This is a genomic window from Rhizobium sp. BR 315 (assembly GCF_050577975.1).
Classification (GTDB): domain Bacteria; phylum Pseudomonadota; class Alphaproteobacteria; order Rhizobiales; family Rhizobiaceae; genus Rhizobium; species Rhizobium miluonense.
Window position 1 is genome coordinate 28,656 of the sequence record NZ_JARWKZ010000002.1, and the last position, 16,729, is coordinate 45,384.

At 59.9% G+C, this 16,729-nt stretch carries 15 protein-coding genes; 14 read left to right on the plus strand and 1 reads right to left on the minus strand.

Translation table 11 applies throughout. The features are described 5' to 3' along the window. Positions 1 to 48 precede the first annotated feature (48 nt). The 14 genes from QD409_RS02655 to QD409_RS02720 all read left to right on the plus strand — a co-directional run bounded on the left by QD409_RS02655 (position 49) and on the right by QD409_RS02720 (position 14,136). The gene (locus QD409_RS02655; RefSeq protein WP_092855668.1) at positions 49 to 1,008 is read left to right on the plus strand and encodes a GlxA family transcriptional regulator; all 960 of its coding nucleotides are present in this window, start codon (positions 49 to 51) and stop codon (positions 1,006 to 1,008) included. A 75-nt stretch (positions 1,009 to 1,083) separates the two neighbouring features. Beyond that, positions 1,084 to 1,767: a helix-turn-helix domain-containing protein gene (locus QD409_RS02660; RefSeq protein WP_092855666.1), complete on the plus strand. Its 684-nt coding sequence runs from the start codon at positions 1,084 to 1,086 to the stop codon at positions 1,765 to 1,767. A 92-nt stretch (positions 1,768 to 1,859) separates the two neighbouring features. Then, a complete protein-coding gene (locus QD409_RS02665) occupies positions 1,860 to 2,768 on the plus strand; it encodes a class II glutamine amidotransferase (RefSeq protein WP_092855665.1) in 909 nt (302 codons plus the stop codon). A gap of 33 nt (positions 2,769 to 2,801) precedes the next feature. Then, entirely contained in the window at positions 2,802 to 3,488 is a 687-nt protein-coding gene (locus QD409_RS02670) for a GXGXG domain-containing protein (RefSeq protein WP_092855663.1), read from the plus strand. 15 nt (positions 3,489 to 3,503) lie between these two features. Continuing rightward, positions 3,504 to 4,832 (plus strand): FMN-binding glutamate synthase family protein, encoded by a 1,329-nt coding sequence (locus tag QD409_RS02675; RefSeq protein WP_004125619.1) that lies wholly within the window; start codon positions 3,504 to 3,506, stop codon positions 4,830 to 4,832. A gap of 87 nt (positions 4,833 to 4,919) precedes the next feature. Continuing rightward, on the plus strand, positions 4,920 to 6,227 hold the full coding sequence (gene glnT / locus QD409_RS02680; RefSeq protein ID WP_092855661.1) for a type III glutamate--ammonia ligase: 1,308 nt from the start codon (positions 4,920 to 4,922) through the stop codon (positions 6,225 to 6,227). A 99-nt stretch (positions 6,228 to 6,326) separates the two neighbouring features. Beyond that, positions 6,327 to 7,211 (plus strand): formyltetrahydrofolate deformylase, encoded by an 885-nt coding sequence (gene purU / locus QD409_RS02685; RefSeq protein WP_092855659.1) that lies wholly within the window; start codon positions 6,327 to 6,329, stop codon positions 7,209 to 7,211. 3 nt (positions 7,212 to 7,214) lie between these two features. Then, complete coding sequence (folD, locus tag QD409_RS02690) at positions 7,215 to 8,120, plus strand: bifunctional methylenetetrahydrofolate dehydrogenase/methenyltetrahydrofolate cyclohydrolase FolD (RefSeq protein ID WP_430761887.1); 906 nt, start codon at positions 7,215 to 7,217, stop codon at positions 8,118 to 8,120. 112 nt (positions 8,121 to 8,232) lie between these two features. Further along, positions 8,233 to 9,366 (plus strand): aminomethyltransferase family protein, encoded by a 1,134-nt coding sequence (locus tag QD409_RS02695; protein WP_092845315.1) that lies wholly within the window; start codon positions 8,233 to 8,235, stop codon positions 9,364 to 9,366. 10 nt (positions 9,367 to 9,376) lie between these two features. After that, positions 9,377 to 9,982: a dimethylamine monooxygenase subunit DmmA family protein gene (locus tag QD409_RS02700; protein ID WP_092845317.1), complete on the plus strand. Its 606-nt coding sequence runs from the start codon at positions 9,377 to 9,379 to the stop codon at positions 9,980 to 9,982. After that, positions 9,979 to 10,944, plus strand: coding sequence for a PDR/VanB family oxidoreductase (locus QD409_RS02705; RefSeq protein WP_092845319.1), 966 nt, complete (start codon positions 9,979 to 9,981; stop codon positions 10,942 to 10,944). The genes QD409_RS02700 and QD409_RS02705 overlap by 4 nt, the downstream gene beginning before the upstream one ends. A 29-nt stretch (positions 10,945 to 10,973) precedes the next feature. Next, on the plus strand, positions 10,974 to 12,014 hold the full coding sequence (locus tag QD409_RS02710; protein ID WP_092845321.1) for a heme-dependent oxidative N-demethylase family protein: 1,041 nt from the start codon (positions 10,974 to 10,976) through the stop codon (positions 12,012 to 12,014). A 67-nt stretch (positions 12,015 to 12,081) separates the two neighbouring features. Next, positions 12,082 to 13,419, plus strand: coding sequence for an NAD(P)-binding domain-containing protein (locus QD409_RS02715; protein WP_092845323.1), 1,338 nt, complete (start codon positions 12,082 to 12,084; stop codon positions 13,417 to 13,419). 117 nt (positions 13,420 to 13,536) lie between these two features. Then, positions 13,537 to 14,136, plus strand: a complete 600-nt coding sequence (locus QD409_RS02720) for a methyl-accepting chemotaxis protein (protein WP_092845325.1) — start codon at positions 13,537 to 13,539, stop codon at positions 14,134 to 14,136. On the opposite strand, the gene QD409_RS02725 is transcribed toward QD409_RS02720, so the two are convergent. Further along, the gene (locus tag QD409_RS02725) at positions 14,133 to 16,502 is read right to left on the minus strand and encodes a DUF1989 domain-containing protein (protein ID WP_430761888.1); all 2,370 of its coding nucleotides are present in this window, start codon (positions 16,500 to 16,502) and stop codon (positions 14,133 to 14,135) included. The two genes, QD409_RS02720 and QD409_RS02725, sit on opposite strands and share 4 nt — an antisense overlap. Between the last annotated feature and the right edge of the window lie 227 nt (positions 16,503 to 16,729).

A 16,729-nucleotide genomic window follows, 5' to 3' on the forward strand; every position in this document is an offset into this window, starting at 1 on the left:
GCATTTACCGACTTGCCCATTCAGGACATATTTCGATAGAAAAGGGACATGTCAGCGATCGATGCCAAAAACGTCCAGAATATCGGCTTCATCCTGATCCCAGGATTTGCGCTGATGTCTTATGCTTCGGCAAGCGAGCCGCTTCGCGCCGCCAATTTGCTGGCCGGCCGCGAGATCTACCACTTGTCGACCTTCTCGCCGGATGGCATGCCCGTCTCATCGTCGGGTGGTGTGCCCGTCCCGGCAGCCCCGCTTCCCGCCCGTGGATCCGGGCTTGGAACGGTCTTCGTCTGCGCGGGCGGATCGCCGCGAGATTGGCATTATCCTGCGGTGCTGGCCTGTCTCAGGCAACTCGCGCGCGAAGGAGTGCGTATCGGCGGCATTTCCGGCGGTCCTTATCTGCTTGCCGCCGCCGGCCTTTTGGCCGACCGGGATTTCACCATCCACTGGGAGCACGCTCCGGCGCTGCTCGAGTCATTTCCCGCCTTGTCGCCGCGTCAGGCCCGTTTCGTCATCGATGGTAACCGCATCACCTGCGGCGGTGGCATCGCACCGCTCGATATGATGCATGTGCTGATCTCCGAGCGTATGGGACCGGATTTCGCCCGCCGGGTCAGCGATTGGTATCTGCATACGGAAGTCGGCGAGCCGACGGCCCCGCAGCGCGGCTCTCTTGCCGAGCGCTACGGCGTCCACCATCCCGGCCTGCTGAGCGTGCTGGAGAAGATGGAAGAGACGATCGAGATGCCGCTGGATCGCGCCAGCATGGCGCGGATTGCCGGCGTTACGCCGCGCCATCTCGATCGATTGTTTGCTGCGCATCTTGGCTCGACATTCCTCGACCAATATCGCCGCATCAGATTGGCGCACGCCCGACGGCTGCTTGAACAGAGCCCGCTGTCGATTTCCGAAATCGCGATCGCCACCGGCTTTTCCAGCGGCGCCCATTTCTCCAGGGCCTATCGCAACCTTTACGATATTGCTCCGAAGGAAACGCGCCGGGTGTAGTTTTCGTCTTAGTTGAGAAAATTTCACTGTGAGGATAGAGTGATGACAACGAAGAATAACCGTAAGGAACTGTAAATGAAAACCAAGCCGGGCAAAACAGCGAAAGAGGAGCATCCGAACAGCGGGCGGCCGGCTTTCTTGCAGGATCCGCACGCGGTGCGCGAGCCGAAGGAAAACAATCTCGAAATGGCGATCGGCCACGAGGTGCGCGCCTATCGCAAGAAACTTGGCATTACGGTCACGGACTTGGCGGCGGCAACCGGAATTTCTCTCGGGATGCTATCGAAGATCGAAAACGGCAATATCTCGCCATCCCTGACGACGTTGCAATCGCTTTCCCGTGCGCTGGGAGTGCCGCTCACGGCTTTCTTCCGGCGCTACGAGGAGCCGCACAATGCTGTCTTCGTCAAAGCGGGACAGGGTGTCGAGCTTGAGCGGCGCGGCACGCGTGCGGGCCATCAGTATAATGTGCTCGGCCATATCGACAATAATTCGAGCGGCGTCATCGTCGAACCTTATCTCATCACTCTGACGGCCGATTCCGACGTTTTCCCGACTTTCCAGCACGAGGGAATGGAGTTCCTTTATATGCTCGAAGGCGAAGTCATGTATCGCCACGGCGACCAGCTTTTCCCGATGCAGCCAGGCGACAGCCTCTTCTTCGATGCCGATGCGCCGCACGGACCGGAGGTTCTCGTGAAACTGCCGGCGAAGTATCTTTCGATCATCAGCTACCCGCAGCGCGGCAAGACCGACTGACTTGCCTTAAAAGAAAAAAATATTCTTTTGAGTTGAAAAGCCGCGATCAAACTGCTAGCCATTTTGCAGATGCGAAAATGGAGGGTTTGGGCATGTGCGGAATTGTCGGTCTCTTCTTGAAGGATAAGGCGCTGGAGCCAAAACTCGGAGCACTTTTGTCCTCCATGCTGGTCACGATGACCGATCGCGGACCTGATAGTGCAGGTATTGCGATCTACGGCAACGATAATGGCAACACGGCGAAAATAACCATTCAGTCTGCCGATCCGACAAAGGATTTCGACGGTCTCGAATATGAACTGCGGCGCTCGCTCGATGCGCCGGTGTCTGTGGCGGTCAAAAGCACCCACGCGGTCGTCACCCTTGCGAAGAACAGGCTTGACGAAGGCAGGGCGGCGATTGCGGCGCTGCGGCCCCATGTCCGGGTGATGAGCAGCGGCGACGCCATCGAAATCTACAAGGAGACGGGCCTGCCGAAGGATGTCATTTCCCGTTTCGGCGTTGCTGCCATGTCGGGAACCCATGGCATCGGGCACACCCGCATGGCAACGGAATCAGCCGTTACGACGCTCGGCGCCCATCCCTTCTCGACCGGATCCGATCAATGCCTGGTCCACAATGGGTCTCTATCGAACCACAATAATCTTCGTCGCGAACTCGTACGCGAAGGCATGACCTTCGAGACGCAGAACGATTCGGAAGTTGCTGCCGCCTATCTGACCGCCGAGATGGCCAGGGGTAAGGATCTCGGCGAGGCTTTGACCGGCGCACTCAGCGATCTCGACGGCTTCTTCACCTTCGTGGTCGGTACTAAGTCCGGCTTCGGCGTCGTTCGCGACCCCATCGCCTGCAAGCCGGCTGTCATGGCCGAAACCGATCAATATGTGGCCTTCGGCTCGGAATACCGGGCGCTCGTAAACCTGCCGGGCATCGAGAATGCCCGCATATGGGAGCCGGAGCCGGCGACCGTCTATTTCTGGGATCACGAAAAGGCCGCCTAGTTTTAGTCCTGGTGCAATCGAGAAAGTTCTTTCATGCCAGTTTTCGATCTATCCGTTACTTCGCTGCGCGAATTTAACAGCATGCTTCACAGCCTTACGGTCGGCGCCAATGATACCGCCTTCGAAGTCGTTAATCCTCGCGGCCATCATGCCGTCGCCGTCGGCATCGACACGCCCGTCACCGTCGATATCCGAGGATCGGTCGGCTATTATTGCGCCGGCATGAACGACGGCGGCACGGTCACGGTACACGGCTCCGCCGGACCGGGTGTCGCGGAGAATATGATGTCGGGCACCGTCGTCATCGAAGGCGACGCTAGCCAGTATGCGGGGGCAACCGGCCAGGGCGGCCTTCTGGTCATCAAGGGCAATGCGGCGTCCCGTTGCGGCATCTCGATGAAGGGCATCGATATCGTCGTTCACGGCAATATCGGCCATATGTCCGCCTTTATGGGGCAGTCCGGCCATCTGGTCGTACTCGGTGATGCTGGCGATGCGCTCGGCGACAGCCTTTACGAGGCCAAGCTTTTCGTTCGCGGTTCGGTGCAAAGCCTGGGCTCCGATTGCATCGAGAAAGAGATGCGGCCGGAGCATCTGCAAAAGCTTGCCGAGCTTCTCGAACGGGCGGGCGTCAGGGGCGTAAAGCCGGAGGAATTCAAGCGTTATGGATCGGCGCGCAAGCTTTACAACTTCAACATCGACAATGCCGACGCGTATTGAGGCGAAAGGGACACTATGAGCTATCACAACCCGCTTACGCCCCCGCGCAAGTCCGCAACCTTTGACGATCACACGCTGGCCGAAATCCGCCGCGCCGCAGCGACGGGGATTTACGATATCCGCGGTGCCGGCACCAAGCGCAAGGTGCCGCATTTCGACGATCTGCTATTCCTCGGTGCGTCGATTTCCCGCTATCCTCTCGAGGGCTATCGCGAGAAATGCGACACGACGGTCGTTCTCGGCAGTCGTTTCGCCAAGAAACCCATCACGCTCAAGACACCGATCACGATTGCCGGCATGAGCTTCGGCGCTTTGTCGGGCAACGCCAAGGAAGCACTCGGCCGCGGCGCCACGCTTGCGGGCACGTCCACCACGACGGGTGATGGCGGCATGACCAATGAGGAACGCGGCCATTCGCAGACGCTGGTCTATCAGTATCTTCCCTCGCGCTACGGCATGAACCCCAAGGATCTGCGCCGCGCTGACGCAATCGAAGTCGTCGTGGGGCAGGGCGCCAAGCCCGGCGGTGGCGGCATGCTGCTCGGCCAGAAGATCTCCGACCGCGTCGCCAACATGCGCAACCTGCCGAAAGGCATCGACCAGCGTTCGGCTTGCCGCCACCCCGATTGGACCGGGCCGGACGATCTCGAGATCAAGATCATGGAATTGCGAGAGATCACCGACTGGGAAAAGCCGATCTACGTCAAGGTCGGCGGTGCGCGTCCCTATTACGATACCGCCCTTGCTGTCAAAGCCGGCGCTGATGTCGTCGTCCTCGATGGCATGCAGGGCGGCACGGCCGCGACCCAGGATGTCTTTATCGAAAATGTCGGCATGCCGACCCTTGCGTGCATTCGTCCCGCCGTTCAGGCGCTGCAGGATCTTGGCATGCATCGTAAGGTGCAGCTGATCATCTCCGGTGGCATTCGCTCTGGCGCGGATGTGGCGAAGGCGCTTGCGCTCGGCGCGGATGCGGTTGCGATCGGCACGGCGGCACTGGTCGCCATCGGCGACAACGATCCGCGCTGGGAGGAAGAGTACCAGAAGCTCGGCACGACGGCTGGCGCTTATGACGACTGGCATGAGGGCAAAGACCCAGCCGGCATCACCACGCAGGATCCGGAGCTTTCAAAGCGGCTGGACCCGATCGTGGCAGGCCGACGTCTTGCCAACTATCTTAAGGTAATGACGCTGGAAGCGCAGACGATTGCGCGTGCCTGCGGCAAGAATCATCTGCATAATCTGGAGCCGGAGGACCTGTGCGCGCTGACGATGGAGGCCGCGGCCATGGCGCAAATCCCGCTTGCCGGCACCAACTGGTATCCGGGCAAGGGAGGCTACTAGCCATCTGACTTTTCCGACCGGGCCGAAGAGCCCGGCGGCTGCATGCATACATCGAAGTGTCTCGAAGAAATCCAAAGGGGAACGAGAATGACACTGGATCTTGCTGCTTTTGCGAAAGACAAAGGCATCAAATATTTCATGATCAGCTATACCGATCTTTTTTCCGGTCAGCGCGCCAAACTGGTGCCGGCCCAGGCTATTGCCGGGATGCAGGAAGACGGCGCAGGTTTTGCCGGTTTTGCCACCTGGCTCGACATGACGCCGGCTCATCCCGATCTGTTTGCCGTACCAGATGCATCATCCGTCATCCAGCTCCCATGGAAGAAGGATGTTGCATGGGTTGCGGCCGATTGCATGATGGAGGGCGAGTTGGTCGCCCAGGCGCCGCGCAACGTGCTGAAAAAGCTCGTCAAGCAGGCTGAAGCGGAAGGCAAGCGCGTCAAGACCGGCGTCGAAGCCGAATTCTTCCTGATCACCGCCGATGGTTCGAAGATCTCAGACGAATACGACACCGCGGAAAAGCCCTGCTACGATCAGCAGGCCGTCATGCGCCGCTATGACGTCATTGCCGAGATCTGCGATTATATGCTCGAACTCGGCTGGGGCGCCTATCAGAACGACCACGAGGATGCCAACGGCCAGTTTGAAATGAACTGGGAATTCGATGACGCCCTGAAGACCGCGGACAAGCACTCCTTCTTCAAATTCATGGTCAAATCGGTCGCCGAGAAACATGGCTTGCGCGCAACCTTCATGCCGAAGCCCTTCAAGGGTCTCACCGGCAATGGCTGCCACTGCCATATCTCGGTGTGGAGCAACGATGGCAGGACCAACGTCTTTGCCGACAGGGAAGCGGAATTCGGCCTATCGGCGGAAGGCCGGCACTTCCTCGGCGGCATCATGAAACACGCTTCGTCGCTGGCGGCGATCACCAATCCGACGGTCAATTCCTACAAGCGCATCAATGCGCCGCGCACAACGTCGGGCGCCACCTGGTCTCCCAACACCGTGACATGGACCGGTAACAACCGTACCCATATGGTGCGCGTGCCGGGACCCGGCCGCTTCGAGCTGCGCCTGCCTGATGGTGCGGTCAATCCCTATCTGCTTCAGGCGATCATCATCGCTGCCGGCCTCGACGGCTTGCGCAATAGGGCCGATCCCGGCCCGCATCACGATATCGACATGTATGCAGAGGGGCATCTGGTGAAGAACGCCCCCCGCCTGCCGCTCAACCTGCTCGACGCACTGCGGGCCTATGACGAGGACGAGGGTCTGAAGGAGGCAATCGGCTCGGAATTCTCTGCCGCCTATCTGAAGCTCAAGCATCAGGAATGGAACGCCTACTGCTCGCACTTCACGCAGTGGGAACGCGACAGCACGCTCGATATCTGAGCGCCGAGCGGAGGGTTTCCCGAATGAGCAGGCGCGCCGGAGTTCCAAGCTCCGGCGCAGCAGCTGGGTATCGCCCGTTGATGGCGGAGGAAGATCATCATGAAGAACTATGTACTGACTGTATCCTGTAAATCGACCCGCGGCATTGTTGCCGCGATCACCGGCTATCTCGCCGAACAGGGCTGCAACATCGTCGACTCCAGCCAGTTCGACGATCTCGATACCGGCATGTTCTTCATGCGCGTCTCCTTCATTTCTGAAGAGGGCGTCGGCGAGGCGGCGCTGGTCGAGGGCTTCAAGCCGATCGCCGAGAAGTTTGCCATGGTTGCCGACATTCATGACAGCAAGAAGCGCATGAAGGTGCTGCTGATGGTCTCGCGCTTCGGCCATTGCCTCAACGACCTGCTCTATCGCTGGAAGATCGGCGCGCTGCCGATCGACATCGTCGGCGTCATTTCCAACCATTTCGAATATCAGAAGGTCGTGGTCAATCACGACATCCCCTTCCACCATATTCCGGTGACCAAGGCCAACAAGCCCGAGGCGGAAGCCCGGATCATGGATGTGGTCGAGCAGACCGGCACGGAGCTGATCGTGCTCGCCCGCTACATGCAGATCCTGTCGGACTCCATGTGTCAGAAGATGTCGGGGCGCATCATCAACATCCACCATTCCTTCCTGCCGTCCTTCAAGGGCGCCAATCCGTACAAGCAGGCCTATGAGCGCGGCGTGAAGCTGATCGGGGCGACGGCGCATTACGTCACTGCCGATCTCGACGAGGGCCCGATCATCGAACAGGATACGGCGCGCATCACGCATGCGCAGTCGGCCGATGATTACGTCTCGATCGGCCGTGACGTCGAGAGCCAGGTCCTGGCGCGCGCCATCCATGCGCATATCCACTTCCGCACCTTCCTCAACGGCAACCGCACCGTTGTCTTCCCGGCAAGCCCGGGAAGCTACGCATCCGAGCGCATGGGCTGAGCTATGACGCTTGCAACAGTGATCGATGGCAAGGTTGCAGCCGCTTCGGTAATCGGGGCGGTGAAGAGTGCGGCCGCAGGGCTTGAGGCGGAGACCGGTGTGAAGACCGGACTTGCGGTCGTCATCGTTGGCGACGATCCGGCCAGCCACGCCTATGTGAACTCCAAGAGCAAGATGGCCAAGGAGTGCGGTTTCAACTCAGTCCAGCACACGCTGCCGGCCGAGACCACGCAGGAGGCGCTTGCTGACCTGGTCCAGTCCCTCAACGAAGATCCGTCCATCCACGGCATTCTGGTGCAGCTGCCGCTGCCGAAGCACCTGGATTCCGATGCGATCATCCAGTCGATCCGGCCGGACAAGGATGTCGACGGGCTGCATGTCGTCAATGCCGGCAAGCTGGCAACCGGCGACCTTGCAACTGGGCTGATCTCCTGCACGCCGGCTGGCGCCATGCTGCTGGTGCGCTCGATCCATGGCGAGGACCTGTCGGGCCTCAACGCCGCCGTCATCGGCCGCTCCAACCTGTTCGGCAAGCCGATGGCGCAATTGCTGCTCAATGCCAATGCGACTGTCACGACGGCGCATTCGCGCACGAAGGATCTCGCATCCGTCGCAAGAGGTGCGGATATTCTGGTGGCGGCCGTCGGCCGGCCGGAGATGGTCAAGGCCGATTGGATCAAGCCGGGCGCGACGGTCATCGACGTCGGCATCAATCGTATTGATGCACCCGAGCGCGGCGAGGGCAAGAGCCGGTTGGTCGGCGATGTCGCCTTTGCACAGGCGTCCGAAGTCGCCAAGGCCATCACGCCGGTTCCGGGTGGTGTCGGACCGATGACGATCGCCATGCTGATGGCCAATACCGTCATTGCAGCTCATCGCGCAGCCAACAGAAAGCCGCCGAAGTTTTGAAGAAAATGCCCTCCGAGTGATGACAAAAAACCATTCGGATCGGCTTGCCAAGGCATGAAAGACGACTATAGTCAGGAAATAAATATTCCATACAAGAAAATGAGGGAACGAAATGGCATTATCATGGCGTTTCTCCGCCTTGGCGGACCGGCACCGTGCTCTCGGATCGAAACTCGAAGACTGGAGCGGTATGGGAACCGCCTGGACCTACGAGAAGGGCATGTCGGACGAACATGTCGCGATCCGTACCAAGGCCGGGCTAATGGACGTTTCCGGCCTCAAAAAGGTGCATCTGGTCGGCCCGCACGCCATCGCCGTGCTCGACTATATCACCACCCGCGACATGTCGAAGATCTATCCCGGCCGCTCGGTCTATGCCGCGATGCTGAATGATCGCGGCTATTTCACCGACGACTGCATCGTCTATCGCACCGGACCGAATTCCTGGATGCTGGTGCACGGCTCGGGCTCCGGCCACGAGGAACTCGTCAAGCAGGCTGCCGGCCGCAACTGCGCTGTCCTCTTCGACGACGATCTGCACGACCTCTCGCTGCAGGGTCCGATCGCGGTTGACTATCTCGCCAAATATGTGCCCGGGATCCGCGACCTCAAATATTTCCATCATATGCAGACGACGCTGTTCGGCGCTCCTGTAATGATCTCGCGCACCGGCTATACCGGCGAGCGCGGCTATGAAATCTTCGTGCGTGGCCAGGATGCGCCGATGGTCTGGGATCGCATCGTCGCGGAAGGCAAAGAGATGGGGATCATTCCCTGCTGCTTCAGCGTCCTCGATATGCTGCGCGTCGAAAGCTATCTGCTCTTCTACCCCTATGATAACTCGCAGATGTATCCTTTCGCCGATCAGCCTCCCGGTGACAGCCTCTGGGAACTCGGCCTCGACTTTACCGTCAGCCCCGGCAAGACCGGCTTCAGGGGTGCCGAGGAACATGCCCGCCTCAAGGGCAAGGAGCGCTTCAAGATTTTCGGCATGCTGATCGATGCCGATGGCCCGGCCGATCTCGGCGACGAAGTCTTTGCCGATGGCAGACGAGTCGGCGTCATTACCTGCCCGTGCTATTCTGCGCTCACCAAGAAATCGATGGCCATCGCCCGTCTCGATGTCGACAAGGCGGTGCAGGGCACCAAGCTCGAGGTGCGTGGCAAGAGCCTGAAGGCAAGCGCCATCGCCCATACCCTGCCATTCGACGATCCGGAAAAGAAGAAGAGGACGGCCATCGGCTAAGGAGGCGCTCATGCTTGTCGAAGGCATCAAGAGCCGGCCGGTTTACCATGGTCTCGCAATCCAGCCGCATGCTCGCCGGCACCTCTTCGTTCTCGAAGGGGAGGGCGCTCATGCTCTTCTCGATCACAGGCCCGCGCTCGACGACACGATCCTGTCGCGTAGCGAAATCCTCTATGTCGCGCGCGGCTCGCAGGGCAAGGGCCATGACGAGACCCTGCGTAGCCTCGGCGCCGACATGTTCTTCACGGCGCCGACCATCGCAACGCTGCTCTTTCGTCTGAAAGGGTCGCTTTCGACGGCCCATATGGGGACGCGGCTTTATATCGCCGGCACGGAAGGCTTCATCGGCCAGGCGATGATGGTGGCGCTCGATTACGGCATGGACCATGCCTCGATCATCTCGGAGCATCGCGGTTCGCTGGCGCGCCGAGTCCAATGCGTCCACTGCAAGGGCATCACCGAGGACGTCACCCACAGTCCGTTCAGCTGCAGCCATTGCGGGCTTCCGCTTCTGGTGCGCGATCATTATTCGCGTCGCCTCGGTGCCTTCCAAGGCGTCAACATCGACGCCGAAGAGCCCGGCAGTGCGCCCGATCCCGAGGAGTTGTTCCTATGAGCGGTGGTACGGAAATCCCAGTCCGCGTTGCGAAGGTCACTCCCATTGCCGAGCGCATCAAACGGTTTCGTTTCGAGCGCCTCGACGGCAAGCCCATGCCATATTTCTCCGGCGGCGCCCATGTGATCGTCTCGATGAACGACGAAGGGCACATGAGGCGCAATGCCTATTCGCTGATGTCGCCGCCGCATGATTGTTCGGCCTATGAGATCAGCGTGCTGCGCGTCGAGGATTCGCGTGGCGGTTCGGCCTTCATGCATGAGAAGGTGAGGGAGGGCGACCAACTCAAAGTCAGCTATCCTGTCAATCTTTTTCAGCCGGATTGGCGCGGCCGCAAGCACCTCCTCATCGCCGGCGGCATCGGCATCACGCCCTTCATCGCGATGATGCAGCAGTTTTCGCGCGAGGGGGTCAATTTCGAGCTGCATTATGCCGTGCGTTCGCTGGATCGCGGAGCCTATTGCCGCGAGCTTGTCGAACAATATGGCTCGCAGCGCGTGAAGATCTATTGCGATGCAGACCGCAATTTCATCCCCGTCGCCCGTCTCCTCGAAAGCCAGCCGCTCGGCACGCATCTCTATGTCTGCGGCCCCTCAGGCATGATCGACGGCGTGCTGAGAACGGGTATCGAGGCCGGCTGGCCAGAGCAGAACCTGCACTCCGAGCGCTTCCTGTCCTCGCAGCCCGGCAAGCCTTTCTCGATCGAGCTGACGCGCTCCGGCAAAACTGTTCACGTCGGCCATCATGAGAGCATGCTGGAGGCGATCGAGGCAGCTGGCGTCGACGCGCCTTTCCTCTGTCGAGGCGGCGCCTGCGGGCAATGCGAGACCGGTGTTGCCGTCTGCGACGGCAAGCTTCTGCACCAAGACGTTTATCTGACCGAACAAGAAAAGGCTTCCGGCCGAAAGGTGATGATCTGCGTTTCCCGTTTCGAGGGAAGCGCACTGCATCTCGACCTTTAGGCATCGGGCCGATACCCAGGAGAACGGACATGGCAATCGCCTTCAAGCAGGAAACGTTCCGGGACGATTTCAGCTATCGCAACAGTCCGGAAAACATCCGGCGCTTTCCGTTCCCGTTCGATCGCGACGAGTACATGTACTCGGTCAACATGGAACCGCATGTGACGGGGCAGAAGAACACGATCTACGAAAGCCTGATCGATGTCGACGAACACTACGTCGCTGAAATGCATGACAGGGCGCTGGTGCTGAAGGAAGATCCGCTGCGCTATCAGGCGCTGCCGCATATGATGTCGGCCCAGTGGGATACGTTGGAACTGCTGATGGAGGAGCAGGCCGCCGGCTATCCCGAGCACTTCACGCTCACCAAGAACGGTGATCAGTGGCGCTGGATCAACCGGCCGCTCGGCATCGACGACACCTTTACCTTCGGTGATGCGTCGACATTGCCTTACGAACCCTTCGAGTACATCACCCGCCAGGCGCAGGGCGATTTCTGTATCGTCGACCAGCGCGACAGCAATCTCTGGATGGATGCCGGCATGGTGACGACCCAGGCCGACTGGTCGCTCGATTTCGACATCGGCATGAATTTCATGGAGTGGCATGGGCCGGTACCGCTCGCCCACCAGATCGGCGTCTTCGACCGTGCCTTGAAATTCCTTTTGAACCTGCAGCAGGGCAAGCCGACACGCCGGTTCAACTGGACGATGACGATCAATCCTCGTCTCGATACCAGCCCGGAAAACTATCCGAAGTGGGGTCCGGACCGCACCACGGTGACGCCGGACAATGTGGGCGAGAAGGTGCATCTGCGCGTCGAACTGCAGAGCCTCTGGCGCCTGCCGCGCTCGAACGCCATTCTCTTCGTCATCCGCTGTTACCTGATGAACATGAACGAGCTCGTGACCGTGCCGAAATGGGCGCGTCGCTTCCCGCGCGTGCTGCGCACCCTGCCGCCGGAGCTCATCGACTACAAGGGCCTCACCCGCTTCCGCGAGATGACGATCGACTGGCTTTCGAAATATGACGACGGGGCGCCGACCAGCGCCGGCACTTTCCCGGATTGATCCCGACCGCCGGGCCGAACGACCGCATGCGATAAAAATTCGATACAATCGAGAAGGGGAATGCTTCATGACAAGAGTTGCCGTTATCGGTGCCGGACCTTCGGGGCTTGCCCAGTTGCGGGCCTTCCAATCGGCAGCGCAGAAGGGTGCCGAGATTCCGGAAATCGTCTGCTACGAAAAGCAGTCCGACTGGGGTGGGCTGTGGAATTACACATGGCGCACCGGCCTCGACGAATATGGCGAGCCCGTCCACGGCAGCATGTATCGATACCTCTGGTCGAACGGCCCCAAGGAATGCCTGGAATTTGCTGACTATTCTTTCGAAGAGCATTTTGGCAAGCCGATCGCCTCCTATCCGCCGCGCGCCGTACTCTGGGATTATATCAAGGGCCGTGTCGAGAAAGCCGACGTGCGCAAATGGGTGCGTTTCAGCACCCCCGTGCGCATGGTGCGCTTTGACGAGGAAACGAAGAAGTTCACCGTGACGGCGCATGATCGCGCCCAGGACCGGATGTATGACGAGGAGTTCGATTACGTCGTGGTCGCTAGCGGCCACTTCTCGACGCCGAATGTTCCCTATTTCGAAGGCGTGAAGACCTTCAACGGCCGCGTATTGCATGCGCATGACTTCCGCGATGCGGTGGAATTCAAGGGCAAAGACGTGTTGCTCGTGGGCCGCAGCTATTCAGCCGAAGATATCGGTTCGCAATGCTGGAAATACGGCGCGAAATCGGTCACGACGAGCTATCGTTCCAAGCCGATGGGCTTCAAATGGCCCGGGAATTTCGAGGAGCGGCCGCTGCTGACGCGGCTCGAGAACAAGACGGCCCACTTCCTCGACGGCTCTTCCAAGGAGGTCGACGCACTGATCCTCTGCACCGGCTATCACCATCATTTTCCGTTCCTGCCGGATGAGTTGCGGCTGAAGACGGCCAACCGCCTCTGGGCCGATCATCTCTACAAGGGCGTGATCTTCGACAAGAATCCGCAGCTGTTCTACATCGGCATGCAGGATCAGTTCTACACCTTCAACATGTTCGACGTGCAGGCCTGGTGGGCGCGCGATGTCATGTTGGGCCGCATCAAGTTGCCGCCGGAAGACGAGCTGCAGGCGAATTTCGACAAGTGGCGTGCGCGTGAGGAAACGCTCGAGGATGCCGAGCAGATGATCTGGTACCAGGGCGACTATGTGAAGGAATTGCTCGCCGAGACCGATTATCCGAGCTTCGATATCGAAGGCACGAACAAGACTTTCATGGAATGGGAGCACCACAAGGCGGAGAATATCATGGGCTTCCGCGACCACGCCTATCGCTCGTTGATGACCGGCAATATGTCGCCGAAACACCATACGCCCTGGGTCGATGCGCTCGACGACTCGATGGAAGAATATCTGCGCAACTGATGCGCCCGGCACATTTCCGCGTAAACCGGCAGGGGAGGCTGAAGCCGATCCCTGCCGGCCTGTTTGAGTTGAGATGAAGCAATTTGATCAGCAACTTTTCCTTCGGGTACGGCCTTCATGGATTTTCAAACCAGCGTCCTTGGACGCATGAGCGGCTTCCTTTATCGTTGCCGTGCTGACGAGAACTACACGATGCTTGACATGACCGACGGCATCGAACGCATCTTCGGCTATCCCGTCGACGAGATCGTCGGCAACCGCGCGCGGACCTTCACCTCCATCATGTACGAGGAGGATGTTCCACTCATGGACGAGGTCGTCGGCAGGGCGTTGGAGAGCCGCACGGACTGGACGATGGAATATCGGATCCGTCACCGCGACGGCCATCTCGTCTGGGTGACGGAGACAGGCGGCGGCGTCTGGGACGAGGCCGGGGAGCTGCTCTATCTCGAGGGCAGCATCATCAACATCGAGTCGCTCTATCAGCGTATCGACGAGCAAACCTCGGGCATGCGGGTCACAGCTTCCAAGACCAACGAGATCCTGCAGTCGCTGCGCTACCTGAAGCTCCTTGCGGTCAATGCCGGCATCGAGGCCGCAAGAGCCGGAACGGCAGGGTCCGGTTTTGCGGTCTTGGCCGCGGAAATGCGCTCGCTTGCAAACTCTTCAGAAGAAGCCGCGCGCGCGATCTCGAACGCGCAGAGGAAGACAGACTAGGAGCGTGGCCGCGTCTTCTGCGGGTCGTAGTGGGAAAGCGGCACGATCGTAGCCGGCAACCGCTTCTGGTGGCCATCGAGCTTGCCGATTTCGACCTTGGTGCCTACCGCCGCATGCGTGACGTCGACACGGGCAAGTGCGATCGTCTTGCCGAGGATCGGCGAGCGTGTCGCGCTGGTGACGACGCCGATCTGGGCACGGCCGATATGGATGCAATCGCCGTGGCCGACCGCCTCATTGGCTTCTACATCGAGCCCCACCATCAGGTGGCGCGGATTTTCCTTTCGCCTGATCAGCGCCTCGCGGCCGATGAAATCATCCTGCTTGGATTTCAACGGCACGCTGAAGCCGATACCGGCCTCGAAGGGATCGGTCTGATCGTCGAATTCATCATGGGCAAAGATCAAGCCTGCCTCGATGCGCACCATGTCGAGCGCCTCCAGACCCATGGGCCTCAGCCCAAATGGCTCGCCGGCTTTCCAGACGGCATCGAAGACGGCCGAAGCATCCTTCGGGTGGCAGAAGATCTCGTAGCCGAGCTCGCCGGTATAGCCGGTGCGTGAGACAACGACCGGCGCGCCTTCGAAGTGGCCGATACGGCCCACCGCGAAACGAAACCACTCGAGTTCGCCGATCGTCGGCTGGCGCGGCGCCGTCCAGATGATCTCCTTCAGGATGTCGCGGCTCTTCGGGCCTTGCAGCGCGATGTTGTGCATCTGGTCCGTGGAGGAGCGGACCCAGGCCTTGAAACCTTTCTTCTCCGCCTGTTCGCGCAGCCAGATGCCGCTATAGTCATCGCCGCCGATCCAGCGGAAATTCTTGTCACCGAGACGAAACAGCGTGCCGTCGTCGATCATGCCGCCATGTTCGTAGCACATGGCGGAATAGACGACCTGGCCGGTCGAAAGCTTGCGGACATCGCGGGTCAGGCAATATTGCAGCAACTCTTCCGCGTCCGGTCCGGTCACCTCGAACTTGCGCAGCGGCGAGAGGTCGATGACGACGGCGCGTTCGCGGCAGGCCCAATATTCCTCGATCGGTCCTTCGGAGGAGAAGCGGTTCGGCAGCCAGAAGCCGCGATATTCTGTGTAATCCCGCGTCAAGGCTGAAAGGCGAGAATGGAATGCGGTTTCCCGCGTCAGTTCGGGGTCAGCGTCAGGGGTCATGCGATAGGCCACCGCTCGTGTGAATTTCTCTTTGCCGGAAAAGGTGCGGACATGAATGTCGGTCGGATCCCAGCCGTTGGCCGCGTCGATATCGTCGGGGCAGGAGGAGGAGACGCAAACAAGATCGGTCAGCGCGCGCATCAGCACATAATCGCCCGGCCGCGACCAGGGTTCGTCGAGATAAAGCTGATTATTGTGATCGACGTTGGTGTTGTAGAAGTAGTTGAGTGCCTCCCAGCCTTTGCGGCCGGGAATGCCGTAAGGAGCGAGTACCGCATTGAAGTTGTCGGTGCAGTTCACATGGCCGGGATAGCCAATATCATCGTAATAGCGTGAATTGCAGGCCGTGGCGAAGGCGTCGTGCCGGCCGACCGTATCCTGGACGATTTCCACCAGCGGTTCGAAATCCCGGTCGAAAGCTTTCGATGGCAGACCAGGAGTTGGATAGCTGCGGCCGAGCAGGGTGCGCGTGACGGTGGAGTCGAGCGCAAGATCAAGCCCCTTGTCCACCTTGCGGGCAGAAAAGGCCTGGAAGTCCGTGCACTGCCGCCCGTAAACGTCGATGATCTGGATGAATTCTCCGGCGCGAACGAAATAGGCCGAGGCGGTTGCCGCTCTGATGCGGATATCCTCTATGGGGTCGGCCAAGGGTTCGGGCAGGGCAGAGGTGTAGTCCTGCAGGATCGTGGTGCGCCGGATCCTGATTTCCAACGGCGTTGCGGTGTCCTGCGCCTCGGGCGACATGGGCGCGCCCGGAGCGCAGACGATCAGCAGACCTTTCAGAGCAATGGTAAATTCTGCCGTGCTGCCCGGTGGCGAAGCCTGGCCGAAGACACGCAGCGCCCCTGCGGAGGCGAGATCGGCGCCGCGCCGCTGCAATGCCGCACGCACGCGCGAAGCGCTTTCCTCCTTGGAGGACAGGATGGATTTCAATCCTTCGGCGGCGCAGGTGAAGGCGGTGCCCAATCCGGCGGACTGAAAACGGCCCTTCTCGTCGAGGAAGGAGAGCTCGCATACCTGACCGCCCTCGCAGTCGCTCAGCGTCGCACGGTCGCCCGGCTCCACACGCACGACCAGCGTTCCGCCCCCCTTGCAACGATAGCGTTCCGTGTCGTGTGGTAGCGTCGGAATGCCTGGATAACGAACAGTACTTACCGAAATGGGCCGTATTCCGGCGATCGGCGGATGGAGATCTCGCATGTAGCCCTCTCGGGAAAATGATGTGCCTCACCACACCGGAATCATGCTGACAAAATGCCGCCGGAAAGTAAAGTGATGTTGACTAAAAAGAAAATATCTTCACTATGCATAAAGGTCTTGCCTCTGGAAATCCGCGCACAGACGCGGCTCTCGAAAACCTCCAGCAAGCCCGCAATGCCATGGGAGGCACGTTCAGGGAGACGTACGAGAGATACGTCCGGAACAAA

Excerpts from the sequence above, each read along its gene's own strand:
- folD (WP_430761887.1), top strand. The coding sequence starts at position 7,215 with ATGACGCTTGCAACAGTGATCGATGGCAAGGTTGCAGCCGCTTCGGTA.
- purU (WP_092855659.1), top strand. The coding sequence starts at position 6,327 with ATGAAGAACTATGTACTGACTGTATCCTGTAAATCGACCCGCGGCATT.
- QD409_RS02700 (WP_092845317.1), top strand. The coding sequence starts at position 9,377 with ATGCTTGTCGAAGGCATCAAGAGCCGGCCGGTTTACCATGGTCTCGCA.
- QD409_RS02695 (WP_092845315.1), top strand. The coding sequence starts at position 8,233 with ATGGCATTATCATGGCGTTTCTCCGCCTTGGCGGACCGGCACCGTGCT.
- QD409_RS02665 (WP_092855665.1), top strand. The coding sequence starts at position 1,860 with ATGTGCGGAATTGTCGGTCTCTTCTTGAAGGATAAGGCGCTGGAGCCA.
- QD409_RS02660 (WP_092855666.1), top strand. The coding sequence starts at position 1,084 with ATGAAAACCAAGCCGGGCAAAACAGCGAAAGAGGAGCATCCGAACAGC.
- QD409_RS02705 (WP_092845319.1), top strand. The coding sequence starts at position 9,979 with ATGAGCGGTGGTACGGAAATCCCAGTCCGCGTTGCGAAGGTCACTCCC.
- QD409_RS02710 (WP_092845321.1), top strand. The coding sequence starts at position 10,974 with ATGGCAATCGCCTTCAAGCAGGAAACGTTCCGGGACGATTTCAGCTAT.
- QD409_RS02675 (WP_004125619.1), top strand. The coding sequence starts at position 3,504 with ATGAGCTATCACAACCCGCTTACGCCCCCGCGCAAGTCCGCAACCTTT.
- QD409_RS02715 (WP_092845323.1), top strand. The coding sequence starts at position 12,082 with ATGACAAGAGTTGCCGTTATCGGTGCCGGACCTTCGGGGCTTGCCCAG.
- QD409_RS02720 (WP_092845325.1), top strand. The coding sequence starts at position 13,537 with ATGGATTTTCAAACCAGCGTCCTTGGACGCATGAGCGGCTTCCTTTAT.
- QD409_RS02725 (WP_430761888.1), bottom strand. The coding sequence starts at position 16,502 with ATGCGAGATCTCCATCCGCCGATCGCCGGAATACGGCCCATTTCGGTA.
- QD409_RS02655 (WP_092855668.1), top strand. The coding sequence starts at position 49 with ATGTCAGCGATCGATGCCAAAAACGTCCAGAATATCGGCTTCATCCTG.
- glnT (WP_092855661.1), top strand. The coding sequence starts at position 4,920 with ATGACACTGGATCTTGCTGCTTTTGCGAAAGACAAAGGCATCAAATAT.
- QD409_RS02670 (WP_092855663.1), top strand. The coding sequence starts at position 2,802 with ATGCCAGTTTTCGATCTATCCGTTACTTCGCTGCGCGAATTTAACAGC.